We start from the raw sequence: 17,511 nt of genomic DNA, 5'->3' as shown, positions 1-17,511 counted from the left end.
AATCATTGCAGAATCCTTCACGCAAAAGGAGCCACACTGCATGCCATTTATCAGTCTATGGAAGATTTACTAATGATGAAAAAGTCTATAATCAATACCTTGATCTTTACCGCCATCGCAACTTTCCCACTTTATAGTTTGGCACAAACCAAACTTACGGAGCAGCAGGTTGCGACTATCGTCAATAAAACTCTTACGCCGTTACTCGAAAAACAAGGTATTCCCGGTATGGCCGTCGCAATATTTTATGACGGAAAGCCGCAATTCTTTAACTATGGTATGGCGGATATAAAAACAGGTCGTCCGGTAACCGAAAATACACTGTTTGAACTCGGTTCAGTGAGTAAGACCTTTACCGGCGTCGCCGGAGAATATGCCATGCAAACCGGTATTATGAACCTTAATGATCCCGTGACGGAGTATGCTCCTGAGCTAACGGGCAGCCAGTGGAAAGATGTGAAAATGTTGCATCTGGCGACGTACACTGCGGGTGGACTTCCTCTGCAACTCCCCGATTCGGTGACCGACCAAAAATCATTGTGGCAATATTATCAACAATGGCAGCCACAGTGTGCACCTGGAGTGATGCGCAATTATTCTAATGCTAGCATTGGACTATTTGGTGCGCTGGCGGTGAAAAGAAGTCAGTTAACATTTGAAAACTATATAAAGGAATATGTGTTCCAGCCTTTAAAACTGGATCATACCTTTATCACCATCCCCGAATCCATGCAGTCAAATTATGCGTGGGGATATAAAGATGGTCAGCCAGTGCGCGTTACCTTGGGCATGTTGGGTGAGGAAGCCTATGGAGTGAAATCCACCTCGCAAGATATGGTGAGATTTATGCAGGCCAATATGGACCCAGAAAGCTTACCTGCCGGTAACGATAAGCTAAAAGCAGCGATCATCGCATCTCAATCACGTTATTTCCAAGCGGGGGATATGTTCCAGGGCTTGGGATGGGAAATGTATAACTGGCCTATCAATCCACAGAGGGTGATTGCCGATAGTGGCAATGATATTGCGTTAAAACCACGTAAGGTTGAGGCATTGGTACCTGCGCAACCTGCTGTGCGAGCGTCCTGGGTTCATAAGACCGGTGCAACCAATGGCTTTGGCGCTTATATTGTATTCATCCCAGAGGAGAAAGTTGGCATAGTGATGTTAGCGAACAAGAATTACCCTAATCCAGTCCGCGTACAAGCAGCATACGATATTCTTCAAGCATTGCGTTGAGACGACAGATAGCTAAACATTTCTGCTGCGCTTCTACGAGATAAATTGAAACATGGTAAAAACAAAAATCCACGCAACTGCGTGGATTTTTGTGATGTTTGTCAGTTAACTCTCAAGAGATGTAACGCCTCCCTACGCATGGCTTTGTCCCCTTAGCCCCCACATATATCACTTCGATGAATTTCTTTTTTGCTCATCAATGTGTGTCAAAACCTTTAAACGTTCTTCGCGCAAATCCCAACTTTTCAGCAAAATTGCAAGGTATTGACCGTTTTGTGATCCGCATTGCAGTACGATGTTTATATTTGGTACTACAATCCAGTCGAAGGTTAAGAACAATAGTTGTAAATTGTGCGGTGATCTTGCGACGCAAAGGCTCGATACAGTTAAAATACTTGGCAACTTTTCCTTTTTGTCTTTCGTGGAGCACTTATGAGTAGCCAAGAGTTGAGTAAAACCGATCGCATTATTCTCGAGATAGGGCAGCAAATCGTTAGTGGTAAATATGCCCCTGGGTCTGCATTGCCAGCGGAAACCGAGCTGTGTGAGGAGTTCCAGACGTCACGGAACATCATTCGTGAAGTGCTGCGCTCGTTGATGTCGAAGCGGTTGGTGGAGATAAAACGTTATCGCGGTGCCTTTGTGGCTTTACGCAATCAGTGGAATTATCTGGATACGGATGTTTTGCAGTGGTCATTGGCGAATGATTACGATCCCCGGCTGATCTCGGCGATGAGCGAGGTGCGTAATCTGGTTGAACCGGTCGTTGCCCGTTGGGCTGCGGAAAGGGCGACCTCCAGCGAATTGGCGGTTATTGAAAAGGCGCTTAACGATATGATCGCCTATCACCAAAATCGTGACGCGTTCAATGAGGCTGACATCCGTTTTCACGAAGCGGTACTGGCATCGGTGCATAACCCGGTGCTGCAACAACTAAGTGTGGCGATAAGTTCCTTGCAGCGTGCCGTATTTGAACGGACCTATATGGCCGATAAAGCCAATATGCCGCGCACATTGCAGGAGCATCAGGATCTGTACGATGCGATACGGCATCAGAACGCAGATGCAGCAGAACAGGCGGCATTGACGATGATCGCCAGCTCGACCAAAAGGCTGAAGGATATTACATGAGAGAAAGTTATATCGCCATTGACTGGGGCTCGACCAACTTGCGCGCCTGGCTCTACCTGAACGGTGAATGTACCAATTACCTGGAGTCAGAAGCGGGTGTTACCCGGCTCAATGGTCGCACACCCGAACAGGTTTTCCGCGACACACTTTTGCCATGGCAAGCTCATCAGGTACCGGTTCTGATGGCAGGAATGGTTGGCAGCAACGCAGGATGGATGACGGTGCCGTATCTGCCTTGCCCGACGCGGCTGACTGATTTGTCCAAACAGTTAACGCGGGTTGAGCAGGCCACACCGTTCAACGCGTGGATTATTCCAGGTCTGAGTGTGGTCAACGAAGGTAATTGCAATGTCATTCGCGGTGAAGAAACACAGTTAATCGGTGCTTATACAGAATGTCCAGCTTCACTGTATTTGATGCCGGGTACGCACAGTAAATGGGTACAGATGGATGGCAGCGAGATTGTTGATTTCCGCACCGTCATGACGGGCGAACTCCACCATTTGCTGATGCACCATTCGCTTATTGGTATCGGGCTTACTGAGCAACAGGCAAATCCGGCGGTATTCCAGCAAGGGCTGGAGAGTGGTTTCAAAGAAACCAACATTATTCGCAGTCTTTTTGAGACCCGTGCGGCGCATGTATTGGGGCAATTAGATAAAAGCGCTGTCAGTGAATGGTTATCAGGGCTGTTGATCGGCAATGAAGTGGCACAAATGCAGCGGCAGTACTGCGCCACTGGCGATAAGCCAATAACCTTAATTGGTAGTCCGAAATTGACCGTGCGTTATCAGCAAGCATTGAAGTTTGCCGGACTAACCTGGCAAACGCTGGAAGGCAACCGCGCTTTCCAGACTGGTATGAGGAGTATTATCAATGAGTTGGACTACTGATCTTCCATTGATCGCTATTTTGCGCGGCATCACGCCACAAGATGTTCAGGCGCATGTGGCAGCATTGTTGGAGGCTGGTTTTGATGCAGTGGAGATCCCACTCAACTCTCCTGACTGGCAGCGCAGCATCAGTGACACGGTGAAAGAGTTTGGGCATCGCGCGCTGATTGGTGCTGGTACAGTTTTGCAACCTGCGCAAGTTGATGAACTGCATGCGATGGGCAGCCGTCTGGTGGTCACCCCCAATATTCAGCCGGAAGTGATTCGCCGAGCGGTTGGGTATGGCATGACCGTTTGCCCTGGCTGTGCGACCGCGACGGAAGCCTTCAATGCGCTGGATGCGGGCGCTCAGGCGCTGAAAATCTTTCCTTCCAACTCATTTGGGCCGGATTACATCAAAGCGTTGAAAGCTGTGTTACCGCCAGAAGTTCCGGTTTTTGCGGTGGGGGGTATCACTCCTGAAAATTTACATATCTATCTTAATGCCGGTTGTGTCGGTGCAGGCTTGGGCAGTGATCTCTACCGCGCCGGGCAGTCGGTTGAACGTACGATACAGCAAGCCAAAGCCTTTGTTAAAGCCTATAAGGAATCGACCCGATGAAAGTGACTAAACTAACCACATACCGGCTGCCGCCGCGCTGGATATTCCTGAAGATAGAAACGGATGAAGGTATTGTCGGTTGGGGAGAGCCGGTTGTTGAAGGCCGTGCCCGCAGTGTTGAGGCCGCTGTGCATGAGCTGTCTGAATATGTGATCGGGCAGGATCCGGCGCGAATCAATGACATTTGGCAGACGCTTTATCGCGGTGGATTTTATCGCGGTGGCCCGATTCTGATGAGCGCGATTTCCGGCATCGATCAGGCACTGTGGGACATTAAGGGCAAAGCCCTGGGCGTTCCTGTCTATCAACTGCTCGGTGGCCTGGTTCGCGATAAAATTAAAGCCTACAGTTGGGTTGGCGGCGACCGCCCAGCGGATGTGATTGAAGGTATTAAAAAGTTGAAAGGCATTGGTTTTGATACCTTTAAACTCAATGGTTGCGAAGAGATGGGCTTGATAGACAACTCACGTAAAGTTGACGACGCCGTTGCTGTCGTGGCGCAAATACGTGAAGCATTCGGTAACAGCATTGAGTTTGGGCTCGACTTCCATGGCCGCGTCAATGCACCTATGGCGAAGATCCTGATCAAAGAGCTTGAACCTTACCGCCCGCTATTTATTGAAGAACCGGTACTGGCCGAGCAGGCCGAATATTATCCTCGTCTGGCCGCACAAACGCATATTCCCATTGCTGCCGGTGAACGCATGTTTTCGCGCTTTGACTTCAAACGCGTATTAGCCGACGGTGGTTTAGCCATCATCCAGCCGGATTTGTCGCACGCGGGTGGAATCACGGAATGCTTCAAAATAGCGGCGATGGCGGAGTCTTACGATATTTCGCTGGCACCGCATTGCCCATTAGGGCCGATCGCACTGGCTTCTTGCCTACATCTGGATTTTGTGGCGCGTAATGCGGTATTCCAAGAGCAGAGTATGGGGATCCATTATAATAAGGGGGCTGAATTATTGGATTATGTCATTAATAAAGAAGATTTTACCATGACCGATGGTTATTTCTATCCGTTAAATAAACCAGGACTGGGCGTTGAAATTAATGAAGAGCTGGTCATTGAGCGCAGTAAGAATGCACCTGATTGGCGTAATCCAATTTGGCGTTATGAAGATGGTGCTGTAGCCGAATGGTAACCTATCCTATATATTTTTAAATAATAGGGATATACAGTAAAACTATATCAATAAAGTAATTAATAAAAATATCGATATATAAATATTTGTTTTGAATCCACATTACGTGGAATGGCCATCTTATGCCCTGACACCAGGGGTACACTCATTAAGGTGATATTAATGAACATCGATCTGTGCTCTACAACACTAAAGAAATTAAACGCAAAAATAATACCGTTTATTATTATTTGCTACTTTGTTGCCAATCTGGATAAAACCAATATATCCGTTGCGGCACTGCAAATGAATGCCGATTTGGGCTTGTCTGCCAGTATGTATGGCCTGGGTGTAGGTATGTTTTATATCTCCTACATCATTTTTGAAATACCGAGTAACGTCATTATGACTCGGGTTGGTGCTCGCATCTGGATTGCGCGCATCATGATTACTTGGGGGATTGTTAGCGCTGGGATGTCATTGGTCCAAACGCCGACACAACTGTACGTGATGCGCTTTTTGTTGGGCATGGCCGAAGCCGGGTTTACGCCGGGGATTATCTACTATATCTCCTGCTGGTTTCCCAAGAGTAACCGTGCCCGTGCTATGTCATTCTTCTATATGGGATCGGTGCTGGCGTCAGTGATTGGATTACCGATTTCCGGAAGTATTCTCAATATGCACGGTATTGCTGATATCGCGGGCTGGCGTTGGCTGTTTGCGATGGAAGGTATCCCAGCCATCATTCTCGGCTGCCTGGTACTGTTACGTCTGCCGGATACGCCAAACCATGCCACCTGGCTGAGTGCAGACGAGAAAAAATGGCTAAACGCCACGTTACAACAAGATAATGGTGCCGCAGTCGTTGGGAAACATCATTCATGGACCAGTGCACTCAAGAATAAAGTGGTATTGCTATTGAGTCTGGTGTGGTTCTTGCAAGCATTTTGCTCAATTGGTATTACACTCTTCCTGCCGTTAATTATTAAAAGTGTCGCTACCGAACAGAGCAATTTCGTTATTAGCGTTTTGTCGGCTATTCCTTTTGCCTTTGCAGCTCTCTTTATGTACGTAAATGGACGTCACTCGGATCTGACCAAAGAGCGCTCGCTGCATCTGGGGGTGCCGTTGATTATTTCCGGCTTACTGTTGGCCGCGTCGATATACACCAGTAACCTCTTTATTGCCTATATTATGCTGGTATTGACCGTTGGTTTTAATTTCGCGTTGACCCCAATATTCTGGGCGGTAACGACCGAAAAATTAGCGGGTGTCGCTGCGGCGGCTTCTATCGCCTTCATTAATGCTATTGCCAACTTTGCCGGTCTGGGATTGCCGCCATTGCTGGGCAGAATAAAGGATGTCACCGGCAGTTTCCATTATGGCTTATTGATCATTGCTACGGCACTGGTTATCGGCGGTATCGTCGGTATCTATGTCGGTCGCCCATCCAAAATAATGGCGACAAAATCGTCAGCCTCATCGCTTTCGCAACATTAAGGTCTCGTTATGAAGAATATCGCGGTTAAACATAAAGTATTAAAACAGGCATCGCTACCAGATCAGTTGAATGCACAACTGAACGCGCTATACGACGTATATGAATACAACGACATGGCCGCTGGGGAGTTTGACCGGTTGGCCGCCGAGTTTCGTGTAGTACTCACCAACGGCGAAGCCGTGGTCAGTCGAGAATTTATAGAACGGCTACCTAACCTTGAACTCATCAGCGACTTTGGTGTGGGCTATGACGGTATTGATGTTGCCGCAGCAAGAGAGCGTGATATCGCCGTGACCCATACCCCCGGCGTTTTAACGGATGACGTTGCTGACCTGGCCATGGGGTTGATACTGGCAACGTCACGTCAGATCCCCGGAGCACAACGCTTTATCGAAGAGGGTGCATGGCAGAAGGGCGGTTACCCGTGGACCCGTAAAGTCTCAGGGGCGCGGTTAGGCATTATTGGCATGGGCCGTATTGGGCGTACTATCGCCAAACGCGCTGCCGCATTTGATATGTCGATCGCCTATACGGATCGAGCCGCACTTGCCGACATGGATTACACCTTCCATGCAACATTGCTATCGCTGGCGGAGGCGAGTGATTTTCTGGTGGTCTGTACTAACGGTGGCGCAGAAACCCGCGGTCTCGTTAACCGCGATGTGTTGAATGCCCTCGGCGCAGAAGGCATTCTGATCAATATTTCCCGTGGTTCGGTAGTTGATGAACGGGCACTGATTGAAGCCATCGAAGAGGGGACACTCGGGGGGGCCGGTCTGGACGTTTTCACCGACGAACCGCAAGTCCCGCAAGCATTGTTACATCGGGCAAATGTGGTCGCCACACCGCATATGGCCAGTGCTACTTGGGCAACGCGCAAAGAGATGTCGCGTCTGGTGCTGGAAAATGTTAATGCCTATTTTTCTGGCGAGCCGTTGGTAACACCTATTCCGCAGTAACCGAGTGAAAACGCATTCTGTACTTAAATCAAAGCGTGGCGTTAAGCCGCGCTTGAGATTAATGACAAAGTGCCCGCAACGGTGAAAACAGGTAGATCATAAAGACGCCGTAAACCCTTCTCAGGGGCTCGAGCCTCACGGTCCTTGGCGCGGACGCTTTACTCTTCTACCGGTTTCACCTTGCAAGATCGAATCCTTAGGATTTGTCAGCGGTCTGAGGCGTGGCATTACGCCGCGCTTATTTATAAAAAAACCTATAGAAAGCCGTTCTAAATAAGGCGACGCTGGACTATTAGCAGATTCAAGTCCGAAGTGCAGCACTAAGCCACCATTCTTAATTTTGCCAACCAGCCTGATTGACCTGCTCCCCAATAATTAATGCAGTGCAGAGTTAGCCACGTCTGCTACTGGCATAGAACGGAACAATGTGTGCTCTGCCAACAAAAATCCACGCAACTGCGTGGATTTTATGGCGTTTTCGATTCTTATGAGATTCAGCGAAACCCCATGAGACAACAAATTTTATTTAGACGTTGAACAAGAAGTTCATCACATCGCCATCTTTTACGATGTAATCTTTACCTTCTGAGCGCATCTTCCCTGCTTCTTTTGCACCTTGCTCACCTTTGTAGGTAATAAAGTCGTCAAAAGCGATAGTTTGGGCGCGGATAAAGCCTTTTTCAAAGTCGGTGTGAATTTTACCGGCAGCTTGTGGCGCTGTTGCACCTACAGGGATGGTCCAGGCACGGACTTCTTTAACACCGGCGGTGAAGTAAGTTTGCAGATTCAACAATTCATAACCGGCACGGATCACACGGTTCAAACCTGGCTCTTCAATACCCAACTCGGCCATAAATTCAGCACGGTCTGCATCTTCCATCTCAGCGATGTCAGATTCAACCGCGGCACACACTGCAACCACGACTGAACCTTCAGCGGCAGCAATGGCACGCACTTGATCCAGATATGGGTTATTCTCAAAACCATCTTCATTGACGTTAGCAATATACATGGTTGGTTTCAGCGTCAGGAAGCTCAAGTAACGGATGGCCGCTTTATCTTCTGCAGTCAGGTTCAATGCACGCAGCATGCCAGCATTCTCTAAATGCGGCAGGCATTTTTCCAGTGCTTCCAGTTCAGCTTTAGCATCTTTATCGCCGCCTTTAGCTTTCTTCTGCACGCGATGAATAGCACGTTCGCAAGTTTCCAGATCGGAAAGAGCCAGTTCAGTATTGATAGTGTCAATATCATCAGCGGGATCAACTTTACCAGCAACATGGATGATATTGTCATTTTCAAAGCAACGCACTACATGGCCAATCGCTTCGGTTTCACGAATATTGGTCAGGAATTGGTTACCCAGCCCTTCACCTTTCGAGGCCCCTTTTACCAGGCCTGCGATATCCACGAACTCCATCGTGGTTGGCAAAATGCGCTGAGGTTTTACAATCTCGGCCAGTTGGTCCAGACGCGGATCCGGCATTGGCACCACACCCGTATTGGGTTCAATGGTACAGAACGGGAAGTTAGCGGCTTCAATACCCGCTTGTGTCAACGCGTTGAACAGGGTGGATTTACCAACGTTAGGCAGGCCCACAATACCGCATTTGAATCCCATGTTTTATATCACCTTAAATAACTTAAAAATCAACTCGTTAGGGTTAACGGGCCGATGTAATCAAAATTTATGCCGCCATTATACACATTCTGACGATTTATCTCGATCATGCTGTTTCATTGTGTGAATTGCTTTTATCGTAATATCCGATAGGTAATTGATTTTTCTAACTCTGTGCTCTGGATCACGCTTCCGTTACCTGAAGTTTTTTGCTTAATGTCCGATAACTAAACATTAGGGTCAGCATACTGAATTTGGATTATTCCCATGGAAATGAATATCTATAAATGGCTGATAGTGATTTTGTTTGGGGGAGTGGTGGGGATCTTGGGAATGTGGTTTCTGACGGCAGATTCTGAGCCTGCTGGGCCAAGCTTTGCAGAGTTGGTTGATCAATATGGTCTGCAAATAGAAAACCGATCAGACAAAAGCGTAAGATATGTGGGTTACCAGAAAAAAACACTTTATGAGGATTTTGACGGTGTTCAACTGAAATTCACTGCCATCAATGACAAGTTCGAGCGTAGCCACGATTTATCAGATAATAAGAAAAAAGCTGCCGATTGGGATACGCTTTTTTGCACTGATGAACTGCAAGATATTGCGGATGAATATGACGCCAAAAGTAATCATTTTCTAGGGCGGGTTAGAGTCATTATTGGCGGTGTTGTCCTGACCGGTGAAGGTCAGCAGGGCATCAATGCGTTGTGCAACAAAAATCAATAAAGTGAAAGGTTAATTCCCCGGTGCAAGGCGGTTTCCGGGGAATTAGGTAAACCTCTACTGCGTGCCCGCTTTGAAAGAATGCAGGCGATTCATAGCCTTGGTAATATCTTCTTTCAGCAGCACTTCAGTACAGCGAATAGATTCATCAATGGCGTCGTCAATTAGGGTTTGTTCACTGGCCGGTGGTTTGCCCAGAACGAAACCAGTAACTTTACTTTTATCGCCAGGATGGCCGATACCAATGCGTAAACGATAGAAATTTGGGTTATTACCGAGTTTGCTCTGAATATCTTTCAGACCATTGTGGCCACCGTTGCCGCCCCCTAGCTTCAATTTCGCCACACCCGGTGGGATATCCAGCTCATCGTGTGCGACTAAAATTTCTTCTGGCAAGATGCGGTAAAACCCTGCCATTGCCGCAACAGCCTTGCCACTTAAATTCATAAAGGTAGACGGTACCAGCAAGCGCACATCTTGGCCTGCCAGATTTAACCGTGCGGTATAACCGAAGAATTTGCTCTCTTCTTTCAGTTGTTGGTTATGGCGCTGTGCCAATAAGTCCACATACCAGGCTCCCGCATTATGGCGGGTTTGAGCATATTCTGCGCCCGGATTTGCCAGCCCAACGATTAATTTAATGCTACTCACGTCGTCATTCGCTATTACTAAAGGAATTAAAGTGTGACAGTTTACCTGTCATGGCGCGTAATGACAAAACTGCTGGTGTGAGTTTGCTGGGGGTTAATAATTAGAACGGTGAATAGTTCATTTGTGTAACAATTCAACTTTAGTGCCAAATGGCTGGAAAATGTAAAGATTTGTCGGAATATATTCGCCAGTTGTGATCGCAAGCGCAATACCTTTACTGCCAGCCTGACTATACTTAGTTATTAAGTGGACATGAATAATCGCATTAAGCAAGCAGTTTCGGATGCTGAACGTAGTGATTATTTATTGGCAACCCAAGTGGAGGTGGCATATGAAACGTAAAAGCGCAGCAAGACTCGGTAATGTGCTGATGGGACTGGGTTTGGTGACAATGGTCGTTGGGGTAGGTTACTCAATTTTGGCCGAAGTTACACAATTTGGTTTACCGCAATTCTTTGCCCACGGCGCAGTGATGAGTATTTTTGTTGGTGCACTGTTATGGCTGGTCGGCGCTCGTATTGGTGGGCGTGAAGAAGTTGCAGACCGTTATTGGTGGGTTAAGCACTTTGATAAACGCTGCAATCGCAACCAGCGCCACTCATAACATCTGAGTGTTGCCCGAAGTGTATGACAAAATATAACCTGTTACCGCAGCTTTAAATCGAGCTGATGTTCAGGAGGAGTTAATGACGGCCCAAGAATCCGCAGATCAAGAACCTATAGACCAAAAGTAGAAAACCCGTTGTAGCAGCCGCTTCAACGGGTTTTTCTTTAAGTTATGAACACCCAGACAATGATGCCCAAAAGTGGCTCATCACAGTTAACTGCGGCCAGTTAGCACCGCAGGGATATCCACAACTCAATGTTGATTAATGCTCAAACATCGCAGAGATTGACTCTTCATTACTGATACGGCGGATGGCTTCAGCCAACATGCCGGACAGTGTCAGAGTACGTACATTTTTCAATGCTTTGATTTCAGCTGACAACGGAATAGTGTCACAAACAATCACTTCGTCAATCACGGAGTGCTTGATGTTTTCAACCGCATTACCAGAGAAGATCGGGTGAGTCGCGTAGGCAAACACACGCTTAGCACCACGTTCTTTCAAGGCTTCAGCCGCTTTACACAAAGTGCCACCGGTATCGATCATATCGTCAACCAACACGCAATCACGGCCAGCTACGTCACCGATGATATGCATCACCTGAGAAACGTTAGCGCGTGGACGGCGTTTGTCGATAATCGCCATATCAGTATCGTTCAGCAGTTTTGCGATGGCTCTGGCGCGAACAACGCCGCCAATGTCTGGAGAAACGACGATTGGGTTTTCCAGATTCTGCTGCAACATGTCTTCCAGCAGGATTGGGCTACCAAATACGTTATCAACCGGAACATCAAAGAAGCCTTGGATCTGTTCAGCATGAAGATCCACTGTCAATACGCGGTCAACCCCAACACTTGAGAGAAAATCGGCAACAACTTTGGCAGTGATAGGCACACGAGCGGAGCGCACACGGCGATCCTGGCGGGCGTAACCGAAGTAAGGAATAACAGCAGTAATACGTCCTGCGGAGGCGCGACGCAGGGCATCAACCATGACAACCAGTTCCATCAGGTTATCGTTCGTGGGTGCGCAGGTGGACTGGATGATGAAAATATCACCACCGCGTACATTTTCGTTGATTTGCACGCTCACTTCGCCGTCGCTAAAACGACCTACAGCGGCGTCACCAAGACTGGTGTACAAACGGTTGGCAATACGTTGTGCTAGTTCCGGGGTGGCGTTACCAGCAAAAAGCTTCATATCAGGCACGAGAAGAACCTCAGGCATGCGTCCAGAGAAGATATTGTCAGATCAGTAATCACGGGCGACTATTCATACTGATTGCAATATACATACGGGTATTTAAAGCCAAAACAGTATTATGAACCGGCTTTCAATCAAATGAGACAGGTATTTTCACAAACTCAGGTCAGTGGTGCCATGATCTAGACCTTTGTAGTGCATTCTTATCTGTGCTCACTGTTTTCCATTTTCCCAGAGCGTACGCGATGCAGTGGCGAAAGGTTCACTCCACGGGCAACAAAACCGTGCAACCACTCCGGGGCAATACTTAACACCTGCCGTGCCGATGACTCCGTGTCAAATTCTGCAAAGACACAAGCTCCGGTTCCGGTCAGGCGTGACGGGGCATATTCTAACAGCCATGAAAGAGCCTGTTCAACCTCGCGAAAACGTTTTCTTGCGATTGGTTCGCAATCATTTGCGTACGGAGCGCTTAAAAGCGCCGCCAGTGGGCGAATTGGCGTATTTCTTTTTAATTCAGGATCGGAAAAAATAATCGGTGTTGGGATGTTTACTCCGGGGTGAACCACCAAATACCACTTCTCTATAGGCTCTGCGGGGTGCAACTTTTCACCAATTCCCTCGGCAAAGGCTGCATGACCGCGAACAAATACCGGTACATCGGCCCCCAATGTGAGTCCAAGAGCGGCTAATTCTTCATCAGATAGACCACAGTGCCACAGGGTATTGAGTGCGACTAGCACCGTTGCCGCATTGGACGAACCGCCCCCCAAACCGCCACCCATTGGCAAGCGTTTATCGATGCTAATATCCGCCCCCCGAGGTACTTTTGCTGAGCTGGGATGTTGTTGCAGCAATCGTGCCGCGCGGATTATCAGATTTTGTTCGTTTTCCACCCCGATAATGGGGGTTAATAGCCGAATCTGATCGTCATCGCGGGGTACAATCGTCAGTTCGTCGCCATAATCGAGAAACTGGAACAGCGTCTGTAATAGGTGATAGCCATCAGCGCGTTGCCCGGTGATATAGAGAAACAAATTCAATTTAGCGGGTGACGGCCAGACGTATTGATTGGTATTCGCCATACTATTTGACCGTCCAGTTATCCATCTTCAGCTTGATACGCTGACCACCCTGACTGAGCTCCATGCGGCTAGGCAATGCCGGTGTGACCTGAGTATTGTATTCTTGATAATCAACCACCCAGGTTACGCCATCTTGTTGGTAAGTCAGCTGTTTCAGGCGATATTTGTCGTCGAGAGTAAAATCAGTGGTATCACCTGGCAAGCCCAGAATCCATTGGCGCAAACTTTCCAACGGAATCGACATCCCGGTTAATTTTTGAATCATTTCTTGTGGATCATTACTGACATAGCGTTTGCCTTGATTGTCAGTCAATTGGGTCACACCGGGTTGTACGACCAATTCTAATTCGGTGCTCCCCAACGGATTGGTCAGCAACAGGCGATAGCGCTCAGGGGCAGTTTGTTGCCAGAAGAAACGTGCATAAACTTTTTGTTTTTCTGAGAGATAAGCAAAGGCACCGCGGGTTTGAAACTGGCTCAACTGCTGCAACTGTTGCTCATGCTGACGCCATTGTGGCGATGTTGGGCTGGTCGCAGGGCCGGATGGTGGTGTGGTGCTACAGGCGGTTAATAGCAAAGTAGCTAATGGAAGTAGGCGATAAAAACTGATTTTGCGCTGAGGCATATGGGTATAAATCCTATCGGTCGCAGGGTTTTTCACTGGCGCACGTTTTATAAAGCAACAATATGATAAAGCAAATTCGATTGATGTGTTTGAATAATGGGCATCATTGTTGCTCACGCTAGCGATCTGAGGGCTGAGCGTCAATATCTTGTTCTATGTTGTACATCATATAATCAATTATTGAACATAATTTGGGATAATACTTAGGATGATGCACTGCGACTTTTATTGATCCCGCGCATCAAGTAGAATGCGGTTCAGACGAGAATCCATACTAACATCAGTATTACTCGAAGCCGTTCTCATGACTCTGCTTGCATTAGGCATTAACCACAAAACCGCTCCTGTATCGTTACGTGAACGGGTGACATTTTCACCTGAATCGATCGATCAGGCACTTGCTAGCTTGCTCCAACAGCCGTTGGTGCAGGGCGGTGTCGTGTTGTCTACGTGTAACCGAACTGAGTTATACCTCAGCGTAGAACAGCAAGAAAACCTGCACGAACAACTGATTGCCTGGCTGTGTAACTACCATAAACTCAGCCCGGATGAAGTGAAAAAAAGCCTCTATTGGCATCATGGCAATGACGCTGTCAGCCATCTGATGCGCGTTGCCAGCGGGCTGGACTCCCTGGTGTTGGGCGAGCCGCAAATTCTGGGACAGGTGAAAAAAGCCTTTGCAGAGTCGCAACGCGAGCAATCGCTCTCTGGCGAATTGGAGCGTTTATTCCAAAAAACATTTTCGGTCGCCAAACGGGTTCGCACAGAAACTGAAATTGGTGCCAGCGCAGTTTCGGTGGCCTTTGCCGCCTGTACATTGGCACGGCAAATCTTTGAGTCACTGTCAGAGCTGAATGTATTGTTGGTTGGCGCGGGGGAAACCATTGAGCTGGTGGCTCGGCATCTGAGAGAGCATCAAGTCAAGCATATGATTATTGCTAACCGGACCCGCGAGCGCGCTCAAGCGCTGGCGACAGAGGTCGGAGCAGAGGTGATTACATTGCCAGAGATTGATGCGCGTTTAGCCGATGCCGATATTATTATCAGTTCGACCGCCAGCCCGCTGCCCATTATTGGTAAAGGGATGGTGGAGCGCGCGCTGAAAAGTCGCCGCAATCAACCTATGTTGTTTGTTGATATCGCGGTGCCGCGTGATATTGAGCCGGAAGTCGGTAAACTGTCGAATGCCTATTTATACAGCGTTGATGATTTACAGGCGATTATTCAGCACAATATGGCGCAACGTCAGGCTGCCGCAGTTCAGGCCGAGTCGATAGTACAGCAAGAAAGCATGAATTTTATGACCTGGTTACGCGCTCAGGGGGCGGTCGAAACCATTCGTGATTATCGCTCTCAGGCTGAACAAGTTCGTAGTGAGATGACGGCAAAAGCGTTAGCCGCCATTGAGCAGGGTGCCAATGTTGAACAGGTGGTAAATGAACTGGCCCATAAGCTAACCAACCGCCTGATCCATGCTCCCACCAAATCCCTCCAGCAAGCAGCCAGTGATGGCGATATGGAGCGGTTGCAATTATTACGCGACAGCCTTGGGCTGGATCAGCATTAGTTTCCTCTAATTACAGGGTTTAAAACCACGGATGAAGTCTTCTATTGTTGCCAAATTGGAAGCGTTACAAGAGCGCCACGAAGAAGTATTAGCGCACCTTGGCGATGCCAATGTTATTGCCGACCAAGACCGTTTCCGCGCGTTATCACGTGAATATGCGCAACTTACGGATGTTACTCGCTGTTTCAAAGAATGGCGCAGTGTACAAGATGATATCGAAGCAGCAGAAATGATGCTCGACGATCCCGAAATGCGCGAAATGGCGCAGGACGAACTGAAAGAAGCTAAAGCTCGTAGTGAAGAGCTGGAACAACAACTGCAAGTTCTGTTGCTACCAAAAGACCCTGATGATGAGCGTGATTGCTTCCTGGAAATCCGCGCCGGAACCGGTGGTGACGAAGCGGCTATTTTTGCCGGTGACATGTTCCGTATGTATAGCCGCTACGCTGAAGCCCGTCGCTGGAAAGTGGAAATCATGAGCGCCAGTGAAGGTGAACATGGCGGTTATAAAGAAGTGATTGCCAAGGTATCCGGTGATGGTGTCTTTGGGCAGTTAAAATTTGAGTCGGGTGGCCACCGTGTTCAGCGTGTGCCAGAAACCGAATCGCAAGGCCGAATCCATACATCGGCTTGTACTGTGGCGGTGATGCCGGCTATTCCCGAAGCTGAAATGCCGGAAATCAATGCGGGTGACTTGCGCATCGATACCTTCCGCTCTTCAGGTGCGGGTGGTCAGCACGTTAACACCACGGATTCAGCCATTCGTATTACCCATATTCCCACCGGAATTGTAGTGGAATGTCAGGATGAGCGCTCGCAACATAAGAACAAAGCCAAGGCGATGTCAGTGTTGGGCGCACGTATTCGTGCCGCAGAGATGCAAAAACGGCAGCAAGCCGAGGCCTCTGAACGCCGTAACTTATTAGGCTCTGGCGACCGTTCTGACCGCAATCGTACCTATAACTTCCCGCAAGGGCGTGTGACAGACCATCGTATCAACCTGACACTTTACCGTTTGGATGAGGTGATGGAAGGTAAACTGGATATGCTTATCCAGCCGATTGTGCAGGAATATCAAGCTGATCAGCTCTCTGCGTTGTCCGAGCAAGATTAATGGATTATCAGCAGTGGCTGTCGCAAGCGGCAGCCCGTTTTAACCAAAGTGACAGCCCAAAGCGCGACGCCGAAATTCTCCTGAGTTTCGTTACAGGGCGCGCCCGCACCTATTTATTGGCCTTTGGTGAAACCCAACTTACCGCCGAGCAATTGGCGGTGTTAGAGCCATTGGCCGTGCGGCGTGAACAAGGTGAGCCGATTGCCTATCTGGTGGGGGAGCGCGAGTTTTGGTCGCTGCCGTTGAGTGTTTCCTCCGCCACATTAATTCCTCGCCCGGACACCGAATGCTTAGTTGAGCAAGCGTTGGCGCATTTGCCTGCCACTCCATGCCGTATTCTGGATTTAGGAACTGGTACTGGTGCCATTGCTTTGGCATTAGCCAGCGAGCGCCCAGATTGCGCGGTGATGGGGGTTGATATTAAAGCTGATGCTGTTGCTCTGGCCTGCCATAATGCCAAAAAACTCGCGATAAATAATGTGGATTTCCTGCAAAGTAGCTGGTTTGACTCGGTGAGCGGGCGATTTACGCTGATTGTGAGCAACCCTCCTTATATCGATGCCAATGACCCCCATCTTAATGAAGGTGATGTGCGCTATGAACCACATAGTGCGCTGGTGGCTGAGGCTGAGGGGATAGCTGATTTGACTGAGATTATTCGCCAGTCTCCGGCTTATTTAGAGGTGGGGGGATGGTTGATGTTGGAGCATGGTTGGCAACAAGCCACAGCGGTACAGAAGCTGCTCCACAATAGCGGATTTAGTGCTGTAATGACGTATAAAGATTATGGTAATAATGATCGTGTGACTTTGGGTCAATGGGTACTTAAACAAGAAAATTCCCGTTCAGCATAAATTAAGGACTGAGAG

17 protein-coding genes are annotated in these 17,511 nt (G+C 48.4%); 12 read left to right on the top strand and 5 right to left on the bottom strand.

All coding sequences use genetic code 11. From position 1 onward, the window contains the following. The first annotated feature begins 72 nt into the window (after positions 1-72). From ampC to QSV56_RS05870, 7 genes are all read left to right on the top strand, one after another. On the top strand, positions 73-1,239 hold the full coding sequence (gene ampC, locus QSV56_RS05900; protein ID WP_050130984.1) for a class C beta-lactamase: 1,167 nt from the start codon (positions 73-75) through the stop codon (positions 1,237-1,239). Between the two features lie 432 nt (positions 1,240-1,671). Beyond that, positions 1,672-2,370 carry a D-galactonate utilization transcriptional regulator DgoR gene (dgoR, locus tag QSV56_RS05895; RefSeq protein WP_019079666.1) on the top strand — a complete coding sequence of 233 codons (699 nt, stop codon included), beginning with the start codon at positions 1,672-1,674 and terminating at the stop codon, positions 2,368-2,370. After that, complete coding sequence (locus QSV56_RS05890) at positions 2,367-3,263, top strand: 2-dehydro-3-deoxygalactonokinase (protein ID WP_019079665.1); 897 nt, start codon at positions 2,367-2,369, stop codon at positions 3,261-3,263. Before dgoR ends, QSV56_RS05890 begins: the two co-directional genes overlap by 4 nt. Next, positions 3,247-3,864, top strand: a complete 618-nt coding sequence (locus QSV56_RS05885; protein ID WP_019083267.1) for a 2-dehydro-3-deoxy-6-phosphogalactonate aldolase — start codon at positions 3,247-3,249, stop codon at positions 3,862-3,864. Before QSV56_RS05890 ends, QSV56_RS05885 begins: the two co-directional genes overlap by 17 nt. Beyond that, positions 3,861-5,009 carry a galactonate dehydratase gene (dgoD, locus tag QSV56_RS05880; RefSeq protein WP_019079663.1) on the top strand — a complete coding sequence of 383 codons (1,149 nt, stop codon included), beginning with the start codon at positions 3,861-3,863 and terminating at the stop codon, positions 5,007-5,009. The genes QSV56_RS05885 and dgoD overlap by 4 nt, the downstream gene beginning before the upstream one ends. 162 nt (positions 5,010-5,171) lie before the next feature. Further along, positions 5,172-6,488 (top strand): MFS transporter, encoded by a 1,317-nt coding sequence (locus QSV56_RS05875; RefSeq protein WP_019079662.1) that lies wholly within the window; start codon positions 5,172-5,174, stop codon positions 6,486-6,488. A 9-nt stretch (positions 6,489-6,497) separates the two neighbouring features. Then, on the top strand, positions 6,498-7,448 hold the full coding sequence (locus QSV56_RS05870; RefSeq protein WP_046050801.1) for a 2-hydroxyacid dehydrogenase: 951 nt from the start codon (positions 6,498-6,500) through the stop codon (positions 7,446-7,448). Between the two features lie 526 nt (positions 7,449-7,974). Here the strand turns inward: QSV56_RS05870 and ychF are convergent. Continuing rightward, entirely contained in the window at positions 7,975-9,066 is a 1,092-nt protein-coding gene (gene ychF, locus QSV56_RS05865) for a redox-regulated ATPase YchF (RefSeq protein WP_019079660.1), read from the bottom strand. Positions 9,067-9,333: 267 nt separating this feature from the next. Between ychF and QSV56_RS05860 the strand changes: the two genes are divergently transcribed. Next, positions 9,334-9,792: a hypothetical protein gene (locus QSV56_RS05860; protein WP_019079659.1), complete on the top strand. Its 459-nt coding sequence runs from the start codon at positions 9,334-9,336 to the stop codon at positions 9,790-9,792. 54 nt (positions 9,793-9,846) lie between these two features. Here QSV56_RS05860 and pth read toward each other — a convergent pair whose 3' ends face one another. Next, the gene (gene pth, locus QSV56_RS05855; protein ID WP_019079658.1) at positions 9,847-10,440 is read right to left on the bottom strand and encodes an aminoacyl-tRNA hydrolase; all 594 of its coding nucleotides are present in this window, start codon (positions 10,438-10,440) and stop codon (positions 9,847-9,849) included. Between the two features lie 331 nt (positions 10,441-10,771). Here pth and ychH point away from each other — a divergent pair, with 331 nt between their 5' ends. Next, a complete protein-coding gene (gene ychH / locus QSV56_RS05850) occupies positions 10,772-11,044 on the top strand; it encodes a stress-induced protein YchH (RefSeq protein ID WP_005161340.1) in 273 nt (90 codons plus the stop codon). A 265-nt stretch (positions 11,045-11,309) separates the two neighbouring features. Here the strand turns inward: ychH and prs are convergent, their stop codons facing one another. The 3 genes from prs to lolB all read right to left on the bottom strand — a co-directional run bounded on the left by prs (position 11,310) and on the right by lolB (position 13,961). Next, the gene (prs, locus tag QSV56_RS05845) at positions 11,310-12,257 is read right to left on the bottom strand and encodes a ribose-phosphate diphosphokinase (RefSeq protein ID WP_004390739.1); all 948 of its coding nucleotides are present in this window, start codon (positions 12,255-12,257) and stop codon (positions 11,310-11,312) included. A gap of 197 nt (positions 12,258-12,454) precedes the next feature. Then, complete coding sequence (gene ispE / locus QSV56_RS05840) at positions 12,455-13,336, bottom strand: 4-(cytidine 5'-diphospho)-2-C-methyl-D-erythritol kinase (RefSeq protein WP_019079656.1); 882 nt, start codon at positions 13,334-13,336, stop codon at positions 12,455-12,457. 1 nt (position 13,337) lies between these two features. Next, positions 13,338-13,961 carry a lipoprotein insertase outer membrane protein LolB gene (gene lolB, locus QSV56_RS05835; protein WP_046050804.1) on the bottom strand — a complete coding sequence of 208 codons (624 nt, stop codon included), beginning with the start codon at positions 13,959-13,961 and terminating at the stop codon, positions 13,338-13,340. Between the two features lie 304 nt (positions 13,962-14,265). Between lolB and hemA the strand changes: the two genes are divergently transcribed. The 3 genes from hemA to prmC are packed head-to-tail and all read left to right on the top strand — an operon-like array spanning position 14,266 to position 17,496. Then, complete coding sequence (hemA, locus tag QSV56_RS05830; protein WP_005169107.1) at positions 14,266-15,528, top strand: glutamyl-tRNA reductase; 1,263 nt, start codon at positions 14,266-14,268, stop codon at positions 15,526-15,528. A gap of 31 nt (positions 15,529-15,559) precedes the next feature. Further along, positions 15,560-16,642, top strand: a complete 1,083-nt coding sequence (gene prfA, locus QSV56_RS05825; protein ID WP_005161322.1) for a peptide chain release factor 1 — start codon at positions 15,560-15,562, stop codon at positions 16,640-16,642. Continuing rightward, positions 16,642-17,496 (top strand): peptide chain release factor N(5)-glutamine methyltransferase, encoded by an 855-nt coding sequence (gene prmC / locus QSV56_RS05820; RefSeq protein WP_046050805.1) that lies wholly within the window; start codon positions 16,642-16,644, stop codon positions 17,494-17,496. Before prfA ends, prmC begins: the two co-directional genes overlap by 1 nt. Positions 17,497-17,511: the final 15 nt, after the last annotated feature.

Source organism: Yersinia sp. 22-579, assembly GCF_030433455.1.
In the GTDB taxonomy this organism is placed as follows: Bacteria; Pseudomonadota; Gammaproteobacteria; order Enterobacterales; family Enterobacteriaceae; genus Yersinia; species Yersinia enterocolitica.
The sequence above is the reverse complement of the archived record's forward strand: the minus strand, read 5'-3'. Positions and strand labels throughout refer to the sequence as shown.